General features: G+C 54.1%; 11 protein-coding genes. 2 read left to right on the top strand and 9 right to left on the bottom strand.

Going from position 1 to position 13,512, the window contains the following annotated elements; genetic code table 11:
- Positions 1-74: 74 nt before the first annotated feature.
- From MKY86_RS07235 to MKY86_RS07220, 4 genes are all read right to left on the bottom strand, one after another.
- Positions 75-1,292 carry an MFS transporter gene (locus MKY86_RS07235; RefSeq protein ID WP_076083659.1) on the bottom strand — a complete coding sequence of 406 codons (1,218 nt, stop codon included), beginning with the start codon at positions 1,290-1,292 and terminating at the stop codon, positions 75-77.
- An 81-nt stretch (positions 1,293-1,373) separates the two neighbouring features.
- Positions 1,374-1,919: a hypothetical protein gene (locus tag MKY86_RS07230; RefSeq protein ID WP_076083656.1), complete on the bottom strand. Its 546-nt coding sequence runs from the start codon at positions 1,917-1,919 to the stop codon at positions 1,374-1,376.
- A 129-nt stretch (positions 1,920-2,048) separates the two neighbouring features.
- A complete protein-coding gene (locus MKY86_RS07225) occupies positions 2,049-2,468 on the bottom strand; it encodes a DUF350 domain-containing protein (protein ID WP_036696710.1) in 420 nt (139 codons plus the stop codon).
- Between the two features lie 32 nt (positions 2,469-2,500).
- Positions 2,501-4,867: an endonuclease MutS2 gene (locus MKY86_RS07220; RefSeq protein ID WP_076083653.1), complete on the bottom strand. Its 2,367-nt coding sequence runs from the start codon at positions 4,865-4,867 to the stop codon at positions 2,501-2,503.
- Positions 4,868-5,019: 152 nt separating this feature from the next.
- On the opposite strand from MKY86_RS07220, the gene MKY86_RS07215 reads away from it, so the two are divergent.
- A complete protein-coding gene (locus tag MKY86_RS07215; RefSeq protein ID WP_076083650.1) occupies positions 5,020-5,367 on the top strand; it encodes a phage holin family protein in 348 nt (115 codons plus the stop codon).
- 43 nt (positions 5,368-5,410) lie between these two features.
- Here the strand turns inward: MKY86_RS07215 and MKY86_RS07210 are convergent, their stop codons facing one another.
- Positions 5,411-6,511, bottom strand: coding sequence for a GGDEF domain-containing protein (locus MKY86_RS07210; RefSeq protein WP_076083647.1), 1,101 nt, complete (start codon positions 6,509-6,511; stop codon positions 5,411-5,413).
- A 274-nt stretch (positions 6,512-6,785) separates the two neighbouring features.
- Here MKY86_RS07210 and MKY86_RS07205 point away from each other — a divergent pair, with 274 nt between their 5' ends.
- A complete protein-coding gene (locus tag MKY86_RS07205) occupies positions 6,786-7,172 on the top strand; it encodes a cupredoxin domain-containing protein (protein ID WP_076083644.1) in 387 nt (128 codons plus the stop codon).
- Between the two features lie 656 nt (positions 7,173-7,828).
- Here MKY86_RS07205 and MKY86_RS07200 read toward each other — a convergent pair.
- From MKY86_RS07200 to xylF, 4 genes are all read right to left on the bottom strand, one after another.
- Complete coding sequence (locus MKY86_RS07200) at positions 7,829-9,151, bottom strand: IS4 family transposase (RefSeq protein WP_076086935.1); 1,323 nt, start codon at positions 9,149-9,151, stop codon at positions 7,829-7,831.
- Between the two features lie 490 nt (positions 9,152-9,641).
- Entirely contained in the window at positions 9,642-10,835 is a 1,194-nt protein-coding gene (locus MKY86_RS07195; protein ID WP_076082725.1) for a sugar ABC transporter permease, read from the bottom strand.
- A gap of 2 nt (positions 10,836-10,837) precedes the next feature.
- Entirely contained in the window at positions 10,838-12,349 is a 1,512-nt protein-coding gene (locus MKY86_RS07190; protein WP_076082722.1) for a xylose ABC transporter ATP-binding protein, read from the bottom strand.
- Positions 12,350-12,436: 87 nt separating this feature from the next.
- Positions 12,437-13,483, bottom strand: a complete 1,047-nt coding sequence (gene xylF / locus MKY86_RS07185; protein ID WP_076082745.1) for a D-xylose ABC transporter substrate-binding protein — start codon at positions 13,481-13,483, stop codon at positions 12,437-12,439.
- Positions 13,484-13,512 lie beyond the last annotated feature (29 nt).

Here is a 13,512-nt window from a genome sequence, read left to right as displayed (position 1 = left end):
TTCAAGAGAAATCATGTGTAATTCAATTCAATTACAATCTGTACTTACCTTGGCAATAATACCCTATATTTGAATCATATAATATTGTTATTTTTGTGAACATTCCAATTCAGCAACCCCCGCACCACCACCCAGCTCCCCAGCGGCGCGGCACCCAGCAGCAGCATGAGCAGAGTAATCGTCTGCGGGGACTGGTCCAGCGACAGTACGGCGATGAAGATCAGCAGGCCGAGGAGGCGGCCGCTCATCAGGCTAAGCTCCCTGAGCACTACCAGCTCCACACGTTTGCCGGCGCTCTCCTCGGACAAGCCCATCAGGTCGAAGCTGGTGGACAGCATCGGCAGCATATAGAGCGGCAGGCAGAGCGAGGTCCCGATTCCCATGATTAGTAGGGTGGTAAAGTTCACCTTCCACAGCAGCGGAAGCAGGAAGGCGATGAGCAGCAGACTGCCTGCCAGCATACCGCCGAGCCGGGCACGGGGCTTGAACCATCTGCCGGCCGCATAATAGCTGATCAGGGAGACGGCGGAGGTCAGCAGGGCGAACTGTCCCAGCTTGCTCTCCTCCTGTGCTGCAATATAAACGAGCAGACCGATGAGGAAGGAGAATACGCCTTCCCGGATGCCCTGGAACACTAGCGCTGCCGCCACTGGACGCCAAGAGCTGCGTCTGCGGGTAAGCTCGCGCCAGGGCTCCAGCCAGAGATAGGCTTCGCCGAGCGGCCGCTTGCGCAGGCCGAAGCTGAGCACAGCAGCAACCCCATAGATACAGAGCGACAGTATGAATACCATGCGGTAGCCTTGTCCGCCTTGCCAACGGGAGATCATCCAGCCGGAGACCCAGGGTCCGGCTATTCCCGTCAGGGAACCGAGCAGGCCCATCCACCCGTTATAGTAATCGCGGTTCTTGGCATCCGTAATCTCGAAGAAAACAATATTGAACGCCAGCCAGTACAGCCCGATGGATAGCCCGAGGACCCCGCCCAGCGGCCAAATGTAATGAATCGCGTCGCCCCGCAGCCACAGCACCAGCAAATAAAAAAAGCCCGATACGGCAATTCCCAGCCGTAGGGCATTCATTTTGTTACGCTCTTTCACCCACTTGCCGCCCAGCCAAAAGCTGAGACCCACGGCAAGCTGCTGGGCCACGGTGAACCAGCCGATCATGGCGAAGTTCTGCCGGCTTTTCCACAGATATACGTTGAGGAACGTTCCTGCAAGCACTGTAGCCAGAAGGTATAGCCCGCCTACAGCCAGAAGCAGCGCCGCTTGTCCCCGTTCTGAACCTCTCATGCTTAACCCTCCCTGCTCGTCCTTAGACACTTCATCTTTCAATATCATGTCCAGACGGCAGGGAAAGCATGAATCCGATCTTTATTCGGCTGAGGTGCTGAGATTGCGGACAAGCTGGATGCGGTCTTCCTGCGCCAGGCTGTGCTGCACATGGAAGCAGGAAGGACAGACGTACAGATTCAGCGCAAAAGGAGGCTTCAGCACAGCTGCACCGCCTAGCGCTTCCGGCGTTGCCGGGGTGAACCCGTCCACCTGCTGCGTACCGGAGTGAAGCATCAGCTCATGGCATTGCGGACATTCCGGCGCTTCCAGCTGGGCAGCCAGAATAGCGGAGACCTTGTCCTCATAACGTTTCAGATCATAGTCATCGCCGAACTGGCCCAGCGTACCCCATACAGGCACCACGCTATCCTTGTCGTCGTCATCCCACAAATTATCGTCGCTGATCTCTTCCTCCCCGGAAGCTTCCTGTGTATCCGGCTCTTCATCCTCCAGATCCTCTGCACCTATCGTCACTGTGCGGTAGCCGCTCAGCTCGTTGTTGCAATGAGGACAGGTATCCTCGGGGCCAAACTCCTCATCCCATACAATCTCGGTATGGCACCATGGGCAAACTGTTGTCTCCATCTGTATAATCTCCTTCGTTACTCTCATTCAATTCAATTCACCATTAAATATATAATGCCGGCCGCTAGAAAAGCCAGGGCGGAAATAAACAAAATCCGAACCAGAATCTTCATCATTCCTGCCCCCTATTCAGAATATGGCCGCGCCGATAACATAGGACAAGGATATGGAGAGCAGCATAGCTGTCAGTCCTACGGCCCGGTTATCCGCAGCAATCTCTTCATCAATTGAAAAGACCGGAGTAAAAAACTCGAACAGGAAGTAAGCCAGCAGCAGCAGCAAAAAGCCTACAACCGACCATTTCATCGTCTCATAGATGGATGCCCCCGCTTCAATGCTGAAGCGTAAGATGTTGCAGATTCCGAAGATTTTGCCTCCGGTTGCCATGGCTACGGCCACATTCCCCTTGCGGATCTCTTCCCAGCAGTTGTATTTCGTCACCATTTCGAAGAAGGACAGGAATACGACCAGCCCCAATATGGCGACAGTGAAGTAGCCTAGCAGCGCCCCCAGCGGATGTTCCAGCAAAAGATCAATATTATCCTGCACACTTTTCCCTCTTCCCTGCCGGACTATGGGCGCTACTCCAGTTCAGCTACCGTCACACCCGCGCCGCCTTCATTGTAGTTCCCGAGCCGATAGCTTTTGACATGCTTGTGCTTGCGGAGGTATTCCTGTATTCCTGTCCGCAGGACTCCCGTCCCCTTGCCGTGGATAATAGAGATCTGCCCCAAATTGCCGAGAAAAGCTTCGTCGATGAAGCGGTCCGTCTCCATTATCGCCTCCTCCAGGTTCGCTCCGCGCAAATCAAGCTCATTACGGATATTCTCATCGCGTGTACGCTTGACCGTTGTCGCCCTGCGCAGAGCCGGCGGAGGAGCATCCGGTGCGGAAGCCAGGAACTCCAGATCACTCAGATTGACCTTCATCTTCATGATGCCGAACTGTACAACAGCTTCCTTGGTGCCGCTCAGCTCAACCACAAGGCCCTTCTGATTCACATTCGCTACCTTAACTTCATCCCCTTGCTGAATCTTGCGCGGCGCCTTGACCGTGCTGCGCGGCACAGCCTTCTTACGCGGGGCAGGCTCTGCTTCATCCAGCCGGCGGCGCGCTTCGATCAGCTTATGCTCCTTGACGGACGCGCCTTCCTCCAGCGCCAGGCGGCGGAGGTCACTGATAATCTCCTCAGCTTCCTTGCGCGCCTTGGCCAGAAGATCGCTGGCATCCTTCTCTGCCTTCTCCAGACGTTTGTCGCGTGAGCCTTCGAGCTTCTCCAGCTCCTGCTGCTGCCGCTTGCGGAATTCCTCTGCTTCGCGACGAATCTCTTCCGCCCGTAAGCGTTCGTTCTCCGCAGTGAGGCGGTTCTCCTCAAGGGACGCAATCATATGCTCTACGCGCATATCTTCTTCCTTCACTTCACCGCGCGCATGCTCAAGGATCGCACTTGGCATCCCGAGGCGTTCAGCAATAGCGAACGCATTGCTTCGTCCAGGAACACCGACCAGCAGCCGGTAAGTAGGACTCAGGCTCTGCACATCGAATTCCATACTGGCGTTAATAACGCCTGCCCGTTCATAAGCGTATGCCTTCAATTCACTGTAATGTGTAGTAGCAACCATCCGGGATTCCGTCCGGTGAATATTCTCCAGAATCGCTATCGCGAGCGCAGAGCCTTCAGCCGGATCTGTTCCTGCCCCGACCTCATCGAGCAGAATCAGACTCTTCGGTGTCATCCTCTTCAGAATGGATATAATATTCGTCATATGGCTGGAGAAGGTACTGAGGCTCTGCTCAATGCTCTGCTCATCGCCGATGTCAGCGTAGATCGCATCGAAGACGCACAGCTGGCTGCCTTCCTCGGCCGGAATGAAGAGACCGGACATGGCCATCAGGCTGAGCAGGCCGATCGTCTTCAGGGTCACAGTCTTTCCGCCCGTATTCGGTCCAGTCACGATGATGGAGCGGTAATCATTGCCCAGTTCCACATCCAGCGGCACAACCTGCTCGGCGGGAATGAGCGGATGGCGGCCCTTGCGCAGGCGCAGGTATCCGCGGTCATTCATCCGCGGCTGGGTAGCCTTCAGGTCGCGTGCGAGCCGCGCCTTGGCGAAGATGAAGTCCAGCTCGCCGAGAATGTCGATATCATAAGCCATCTCCTCGGCAATATCGCCTACCAGCGCAGTCAGCCGGTGCAGGATGATCTCGATCTCGCGTTCTTCGCGCAGCCGCGTCTCCCGCAGCTTGTTGTTCATCGCCACAATGGATTCCGGCTCGATGAACAGCGTGGCTCCTGAGCCCGACTGGTCGTGCACAATACCGCCGAAGTGGGCGCGGTACTCCGCCTTGACCGGAATAACGAACCGGTCACCACGGATCGTCACGAGCTGATCCTGCAGCATCTTCGAGACCGAAGACGAGCGGATCATCGAATCCAGCTTCTCACGGATGCGCGTCTCTCCCCCGCGCAGCTCGCGGCGGATGGCGGCAAGCTCCGTGCTCGCCGAATCCATTACATCGGCGTTCTCGTCAATACACATGCGGATGGCATCCTCTACATGCTTCTGCTCCGACAGCAGATCACTCTGCGCGAAGAGGGCAGGAATGCTCTCATCGTCATGCATGGCATTCAGGAACCGCTTGACCCGGCGGGCCCCGCCAATTGTGTTACCTACCGCAAGCAGTTCTGCTGTGCCCAGCATTCCGCCAATTGATGCACGCTTCAGCGCAGGACGGATATCGGTCACGCCGCCGAAAGAAGGAATTCCCTTCAACCGGTCCACATTTACCGCCTCATCCGTAGCCTGCAGGAGCTTCTTCACCCCTTCGAAATCACCGGAAGGCTTCAGGAGCTCGGCGGTCAGCCGTCCCATCGGCGTCTGCGTATACTGCATCAATTTATTTAAAATCTTGCGATATTCAAGCGTATGCAAAATTTTGTCGTCCAATTACTGTCACAGCTCCCTTCATAGATGGAACCATTATACCTAATTTAGCCCATTTTCGCTATTTGGGTATGATTTCTGGGCATAGAAAACCGGCTTCGGGCCACAATAACAACGCACATATCCTTAAGCGAACGCCAAAGGAGGTTAGTTCATTGAGATTCTTAGCTCATGTAGTACGGTTCATAGTCGCTGCAATCGTGCTGATGGTGGTCGGATGGATTGTTCCGCAGTTCACAGTCGGGGGGTTCTGGAGCGCATTCATGCTTGCTCTGGTGATCGCTCTGCTCGGCTGGGTCGTTGAAGGCATTTTCGGCAAAAAAACCACGCCCTTCGGCCGCGGTATCGTCGGCTTCCTGGTCAGCGCCCTGGTCATCTGGATTGCCCAGTTTGTCGTCAGCGGTGTCAGTGTCTCGGTGCTTGGTGCCCTGCTTGCCGCACTGGTCATCGGGATCATTGATCTGTTCCTGCCGGTATCCACTCCGTTTGAAGCAGGCAAATAACGGCGCAAGGCACATGCAGACAATGAAACCCCCAGCTCCCGGTCTATATCGGAATTTGGGGGTTTTCTGTAAGTTTATGCACTTCACCGGAAGTGACCGCGGAGGTCACCACAGCATTTTTCCCGCCGCGCTTGGCCGTATATAGCGAATCGTCTGTCTTGCGGAACAGCAGCTCCTTGCCGTCTCCAAGATGGTAGTGACACAGTCCGATGCTGACCGTAATGGGCTTGTTCCCGGCATACGGATGGCACATGGCAGCAATGCTGATACGCATTTGTTCGACAGCAGCGTAGGCTTCCTGGAAGCTTTTATCCGTAAAAATCACTGCGAATTCTTCCCCGCCATACCTTGCCGCAAAGTCATTCAACCCGATCAGGCTGCCCATCTTGGCAGCCACCTCTTTCAGCACAAGATCGCCCACCCAGTGTCCGTATCTGTCATTGACCTGCTTGAAATTGTCGATGTCCAGCAGCGCAAGCTGCAGCCTCAGTCCGTTGCTCTCACACTGCTCCAGCAGCGAATCCAGATATTCATGGAACGTCTTGTGATTATACAGGCCGGTTAACGCATCCATCTTCAGCAGCTTGTCCGATATCGCCCGCTCTACCATTAGCTCCTGCTCCGACTTGGCGAGCTGCTCCAGATATTCGCGTGTCTCGCGGCCACGGAGGATCACCGCCTGCGCCATCAGGGCAAAAACAACATACACACACTCCACCAGCACAAACTCCAGCAGCGGCTTGCCAAGCAGCGGCCGTTCAAGCCCAAAGTATACCCCCGCGTAGAATACAATGCTAAATACTCCAAGCGAGTACAGCAGCCGCTGGTCGAAATAGATGAGGGCCAGCATAAGGGGCATCATCAGCGTCATCTGGGCACCGTCTACATAAGGCTCAAGCACACAATACATCAGATAGGAAACCATGAAGCTGCAGACCACAACCGCCTGCTTATGATAACGGAGCGAGCGCCGCAGCCAGACCTCGGCAGAAGCCATAGTCAGGACAATCATCAGGTTGCAGACTATGAACATATGGCCTTTGCCGGGACTAAAAATCGTCTGCATCTCAGCAGAACGGGAGTACAGCATATACAGGAACTGGGCGAGCAGCAGACAGAGTACGATGATCCAGTAGCCATACAATATTCTCCGGTGCCATCTCTCTGCACTTTGCAACGCGTAATCTATAATGATCTGACTCCCCTGCTTCTAGCCGAATAATATGAAGCTTTAATTATATTAGGCTTAATTATAATTAATTTTAAACTCTTTTGCATCATATTTTTGCAAAATTCGACAAAGTTTGCAGCTGCGGTGAATAGCGGTGGATAGAGTGTTTTTCATAGATTGATCAAGACAACTTGACCGATTTAGGCTATGCTAAGGTCAACTGACCAAGTAGATGAGGAGGATGTATATGATCAGGAAGTCGGCTATTCTTTGTTCTATTATATTTGTGCTTCTGCTAACGGCCTGCGGAGGGAACAGCAGCAATTCTGATAGCGCAAACAACGCAGCTGCCGGGAGCAATCTGACGGCGGAGGAAGAACTCGTAATTACGGCCACCAATTATAGCTTTGACCAGCCGGAATACCATTTGAAGAAGGGCGTCCCTGTCAAAATCATCTTCGAAAATGAGAGCGGCAATCACGGCATACTAATCCCGGAGATGAAGCTGCGGTTGGATGCCAAGAACGCCTCGCAGGTTGTCCTGCCCGAGGAAGCCGGAACCTTCGAGATGACCTGTGCCATCATGTGCGGCTCCGGCCACAGCGCAATGACCGCCAAGATTATTGTGGAATAAAGGGGGGATTAGCAGAGTGGAATAACCCAGCTTCCGGCGGGCTCTGAAGGATTTATCCCTTTCATTTGATCCGTCCACCCGCAATCGGCGGAATCAGAGGGATTTATCCCTTTCATTTCCTCCGTCCGACCACTTTCGGCGAATTCAGAGGGATTTATCCCTTTCATTTCCTTCATTCGCTCGTTTAGCCAACTTTCCAGGGCCTCATGGGCAATTGTGCAGCACTAGTGCACCTCATTGGCTCGTCTGGCCCTCATCTGAGCAATTCAGGTGCACTAGTGCACCTCATTGGCTCGTTTGACCCTCATCTGAGGAATTCAGGTGTACTAGTGCACCTCATTGGCTCGTTTGACCCTCATCTGAGCAATTCAGGTGTACTAGTGCACCTCATTGGCTCGTTTGACCCTCATCTGAGGAATTCAGGTGTACTAGTGCACCTCATTGGCTCGTTCGGCCCTCATTTGAGGAATTCAGGGGCACTAGTGCCAATGTCATTAAGATAAGTTCAAAGATAAGTTTGGAATTAATAAAGAGAATCCAAAACGGTATGGGGGAAACGTCCTATGCCGTTTGTTTTTGGTGTAAGGAAGGAAAAAAGCGCATAGCAAACAAAGCGGATGGAAGATCCACTTAAAAAAATGTTCATGCGAACCGAATTATGCTACTCTGTAGACGAAGCTAATGGCGGATTTGCTACGTATTCTGCGTGTATTCCTTTGCCCAGGACGGGTGAGACGAATCGGCAAAATATTTTTGCGAATCAAAGCTTCCACATCAGGCGGGGGTCCATCGCCCTTGGAGCGCAGGAAATGTCTACAGACGTGAACGGCCACCGTGAAGTTGACTTGGTAGAGGTGCCGTTTATCCTTTTGGGAAATGACTACGTGCGAGGTAATCATTTCAGCGAAATTGTAGAGGATCATTCTTGCGAATATCTCTTGGGTAATGGACTCTTGCTTCTTTGCGTGAAAATGGGTCAGACCGATGGTGTATTTTAAGGCCCGGAAAGAGGTCTCAATCCCCCATCGCAGGTGATACAGTTCCCGGAGTTCATCCGGTGAGAATTCAGCAGCCGGTAGATTGGTAATGACGGTTTCATAATCGCCACTGGGCAGGAGGAAACGAACCACCCGAAAGGAAATCGGGTAAAACAGGTTCTTTTGCATGTCCAGAAAATCAAAGCTAGAGGTGGCCGGAAGAATTTTATAGATTTCGGGGTGATCCCTGAACGCTTTCGTTCGTTTTTTAGTCAGCGTCAGGTGAATCTCCTGATCAAACGCCCCTTCAAAGGTCAAGTGCAAGCCCGAAAGAATGCCATTCGAATGCAAATCCTTGACCCGTATGACGTACTTCCATCCTTTCCGTTCCAGATGCGCGAACGTATTGTAGCTTTCCAATCCTCGATCCGCCAACACAATGACGTTCCCCTGAATAGGGGACCGATCCACCATCGTGGACAGCGCCCTTCCTTCGTTGCGCAGCTTTCGAGGTTGAAGGATGGCGTCCACGTAAAGCCGGTTACAGAGGTCATAAGCAGCGTTCAAGTGCAGAAGGTTAAAGCCTTTCGAGTGGGGCTGACTTTGAGAATAGGTCAACGGGTCCGCAGGATCTGTTGCAATATGCAGATCGGAACCGTCAATGGCCAATAATCGATAGCCTCGATAATCCTTGAATTCCGTATGGGACGCGGTAAAGGTGTGAAACAAAGATTCGACCGCAGACGGCAAAATTTTATTTCTTTGCTGAACAAAAGCAGAAGAAGTTGCGGTGTTAACGTCATAGCCCTGCGATTCCAACAGTTCCTTATAGAGGCTGTTGCCGCCCATAAAGATCAGGGTTTGCATAACCATTTCAAAGGGTAGTTTTTTCGTTCGGGTAAAATCCTTTCCCGGGTTTCTGACGTAAGGCGCGGGGGCAGCCGCCATCTCACGGATGAGAGATGTCAGTCTGTCTTTCAGCGAATTTGCATAAGCATTCATTGGCGTAACCTCCTCGTTTTTTCAAGGGGCTTCGCCACACGTTTTCTACGGATTGTCAAGATTTTTTTGTGCAAAAAAAGAGCAGGCTATCTTTTCGATAACCTGCCTTTTTCTTGTTTTTGGCTCTATATCTTAACTTAATGACATTGGCACTTGTGCACCTCATTGGCTCGTTTGGCCCTCATCCGAGGGATTCAGGGCCACTAGTGCACCTCATTGGCTCGTTTGACCCTCATTCGAGAAATTCAGGGGCACTAGTGCACCTCATTGGCTCGTTTGGTCTGCACCCGGCCCTTTCACCTCTGCGCCAGTACATTGTGTTCGGGTTTTCGCATACATTCGGCCCCGCACCTCCGCGCCAGTACATTGTGTTCGGTTTTTCGCAGCCGCATCTTTTAGTTTCATATACAACACAAATAAGCCGGCCGGGATATTCTCCCTGCCGGCTTATTTACTCTTCATACAAGAGCGGCTGCTACAGCCACTGCTCTTACTTCACACCCTTGCTGCGGCCAGAAATGTCCAGCCAGACGGCGATGACCAGGATCGAGCCTTTGACCACATACTGCCAGAACGACTCCAGTCCCATCAGCGACATGCCGTTATCGAGCGAGGTCATAACCAGCGCACCGATCAGAGCGCCGATGACCGTTCCGGCTCCGCCCATCAGGGAGGTGCCGCCGATGACACAGGCGGCAATGGCGTCCATCTCGGCCATATTGCCTGCGGTAATGGTCGCCGAGGCCAGGCGGGAGGTCAGTACGATGGCGGCAATGGAGCCGAGCAGGCCGCTGAGGATGAAGACCAGCATCGTCTTGCGCTTGATGTTGATCCCGGAGAGCCGCGCAGCCTCAATATTACCGCCGATGGCGTAGATATGGCGGCCGAAGGTCGTCTTGGTGGACAGGAAGTAGAAGATGGCCGCCAGCACTATGACGAAGATGATCGGGAACGGAATCCCTTTGTAATTGTTCATCAAGGCCACGAAGACTACCACGAGCAGGGACAGTCCTGTTACCTTCGCGATATCCATGCCGAGCGGGGCGACGGTGAACCCGTATTTCTTGCGGGAGCGCCGCTTCGTGAACGCGCTATACAGCAGCAGAGCCACCGCGAGCACGCCCAGAATGATTCCGAAGCCTGAGGCAAAATAGGCATTGCCGAGCAGCGCCAGCACCGGATCCGATACCGGAATGGTCATGGATTGAGTCACGCCCATCAGCACCCCGCGGAACACCATCATCCCGCCGAGGGTAACGATGAAGGCGGGAATCATTTTATAGGCGACCAGCCAGCCCTGCACCAGACCCAGCACCGCACCTGCGGCCACGGTACCAAGAATGACCACGATAGCGGGCAGCTCCAGCCAGTTGCTCAGAATCGCCGCCATCCCGCCGGTCAATCCGACAATAGAGCCGACGGACAGATCGATATGGCCCGCCACGATAACCAGCACCATGCCAATGGCGAGTATAGAGGTCACTGACATCTGCGTGAACAGATTGGACAGGTTCCGCGAGGTCAGAAAGGTCGGATTCAGCACGCCGAACAGGACCCAGATCAGAATCAATGCGCCAATCATCGTATAGGCACGCATATCCATTTTGCCGAACAGGGTACGCAAGCGCGATCCTCCGGCGGCCGGAACCGCTTCAGGTTCCTTAAGCTCTTTTTGCAGCTGCATCTCTATCTGCCTCCTGTGGCGGCCAGCATAATATTCTCCTGCGTTGCTTCGCGCCAGTCATATTCCCGTACCAGTTGTCCTTCGCACATCACCAGAATCCGGTCGCTCATCCCCAGCACCTCGGGAAGCTCGGAGGAGATCATTATAATAGCTACGCCCTGCTCCACCAGCTTGTTCATCAGATTATAGATTTCGTACTTAGCCCCTACATCGATGCCCCGGGTGGGTTCGTCCATAATCAGAATCTTGGGGTCACTCATCAGCCATTTGCCGATAACCACCTTCTGCTGGTTCCCCCCGGAGAGTGTGCCTACCAGCGTCTCCAGCGAAGCTGTCTTCGTCTTCAGATCTTTCACGTACTGCTCAGACCACTTGATCTCCTCATTCTCATTGATCACTCCGAGCCTTGAGACCTTACCGAGTGTGGCCAGCGTCGTATTGCGCTTGACATCCATCCCCATGACCAGCCCCTGGCGCTTGCGGTCTTCCGTGACCAGGGCAATCCCGGCCTTGATCGCTTCGGCAATCGAACGGATCTTAACGGCCTTGCCTTCGATCAGAACCGTACCTTCGCTTCTTCCGCCATACGCACCGAACAGGCTGCTGACCAGTTCTGTCCGTCCGGCCCCCATCAGCCCGGCAATGCCCAGAATTTCGCCTTGACGGAGCGTAAATCCAATATCCCGAAGCACCTTCTGTTGACGCTTCTCCGGGTGCCAGACATTATAGTCTGCGACCTCAAGCACCTTGTCTCCGGGGGAATGCGGGACGCGCGGATAGCGCTCGGTCAGCTCACGGCCGACCATCAGCGATACCACCTGGTCGTCGTTCGTCGCCTGGCGCTCCAGCGTTGCCACCGTCCGCCCGTCGCGCAGCACGGTAATCGAATCGGCCAGTGCGAACACCTCGGGCATTTTGTGGGAGATATAGACACAGGTAACCCCTTCACGCCGCAGCTGGTTCAGGATGCCCATCAGGATGGACACCTCACTCTCGGTCAGCGCCGCTGTCGGTTCATCCAGAATGAGAATCCGGGTATGCTTGGAGAGCGCCTTGGCGATCTCTACGAGCTGCTGCTGGCCGATGCCCAGATTGCCGATCTTCGTATCCGGCGACAGGTTCAGCCCTACCTTCTTCAGCCACAGCGAAGCCTGATGGTACAGCTCATTCCACTGGATGGCCCCGCGCTTCACCGGCTCTGCCCCCAGGAAAATATTCTCGCCGACCGTCATCTCCTTCACGAGCGCCAGCTCCTGATGGATAATCGCAATACCGGCCTGCTCGGCATCGGTAATTTGATGGAATGACTTCTTCTCCCCGCCGATGCGGATTTCGCCTTCATAGGTCCCCGCAGGGTACAGTCCGCTCAGCACCTTCATCAGCGTGGATTTGCCTGCGCCGTTCTCCCCGCACAAGGCGTGAATCTCTCCTTGCTTCACCTTGAAGTTCACATGGTCCAGCGCCTTCACGCCGGGGAAGCTCTTGCTGATCTCTACCATTTCAAGTACATCCATGCCTGCCGTTCCTCCTTCCCGCCCTCAAGCAGCAAGCAGATGCGGGTTCGCCACTGGCGCCGCATCTGCTTGCCGTACAGGCTGCCCTTATTGTTTCGGCCACTGGTCCTTCGGAACGTTCTTATACACATCCTCCAGCTTGTGGAAGCCGTCCTTGATCAGCACATCCAGGTTATCCTTGTTGACGGCAAGCGGATCAAGCAGCACGGATGGAACATCAATTTTACCGTTGTTAACAGTCTTATCTGTTGAAATGGTCTCACCCTTGGCAGCTGCCACCGCCATTTCCGCCGCCTTCGTGGCAATCGCGTTGATCGGCTTGTAGACCGTCATCAGCTGTGTGCCTTCCGCGATACGCTGTACAGCGGCGAGGTCAGCATCCTGGCCGGATACCGGAATTTTGCCCGCCATGCCCTGCGCCGTAAGCGCCTGGATGGAGCCGCCTGCTGTCCCGTCATTCGCAGCTACCACGCCTTGTACATCGTTATTGTTCGCGGTCAGCGCATTCTCCATATTTTTCAGCGCTTCTTCCGGCTTCCAGTCCTTGGAGAACTGGTCGTAGACGATTTTGATATCGCCCTTCTCTTCCAGCGGCTTCAGAATATTCATCGCGCCTTCCTTGAACATGTGGGCATTGTTATCGGTATCTGCGCCGCCGATGTAGACGATATTGCCCTTAGGAGCCTTGTCGATAACCGCCTGAGCCTGGAATTCACCGACACGCACATTATCGAAGGAGATGTAATAATCCACCTCGGAATTGTTGATCAGCCGGTCATAGGCAATGACCTTGATACCTTCCTTATGCGCCTTATCCACGATGGGAGCTGTAGCCTCCGCATTATGGGCAATGACCACGAGCACATCCACACCCTGGGAGATCAGTTGCTCCGCCTGGCTTAGCTGGGTAGCATCATCCCCGTTCGCGGCCAGCACCTTCACTTCACCGCCAAGCTCCTGTACTTTTGCTGTGAAAATATCCCGGTCCTTCTGCCAGCGCTCCTCCTTCAAGGTATCCATAGACATGCCGATGACAATTTTGTCCCCGTCCTTGGCCGCTCCCGCAGACTCCTTCTTCTCGTTGTCACCGCTTGAGACCACACCGCAGCCCGCCATCGATGCAGCCAGCACCATCGCCGCCAGCCCGAGGGAAACTATTCTTC

It is taken from the genome of Paenibacillus sp. FSL R7-0333, assembly GCF_038000365.1.
GTDB lineage: Bacteria > Bacillota > Bacilli > Paenibacillales > Paenibacillaceae > Paenibacillus_AQ > Paenibacillus_AQ silagei.
This window is presented reverse-complemented; position numbering and strand designations above follow the sequence as displayed.

What these genes read in the sequence shown, in the direction of transcription:
- MKY86_RS07235 (WP_076083659.1), bottom strand. Translation starts at nt 1,292, where the DNA reads ATGAGAGGTTCAGAACGGGGACAAGCGGCGCTGCTTCTGGCTGTAGGC.
- MKY86_RS07230 (WP_076083656.1), bottom strand. Translation starts at nt 1,919, where the DNA reads ATGGAGACAACAGTTTGCCCATGGTGCCATACCGAGATTGTATGGGAT.
- MKY86_RS07205 (WP_076083644.1), top strand. Translation starts at nt 6,786, where the DNA reads ATGATCAGGAAGTCGGCTATTCTTTGTTCTATTATATTTGTGCTTCTG.
- MKY86_RS07200 (WP_076086935.1), bottom strand. Translation starts at nt 9,151, where the DNA reads ATGAATGCTTATGCAAATTCGCTGAAAGACAGACTGACATCTCTCATC.
- MKY86_RS07195 (WP_076082725.1), bottom strand. Translation starts at nt 10,835, where the DNA reads ATGCAGCTGCAAAAAGAGCTTAAGGAACCTGAAGCGGTTCCGGCCGCC.
- MKY86_RS07190 (WP_076082722.1), bottom strand. Translation starts at nt 12,349, where the DNA reads ATGGATGTACTTGAAATGGTAGAGATCAGCAAGAGCTTCCCCGGCGTG.
- xylF (WP_076082745.1), bottom strand. Translation starts at nt 13,483, where the DNA reads ATGGTGCTGGCTGCATCGATGGCGGGCTGCGGTGTGGTCTCAAGCGGT.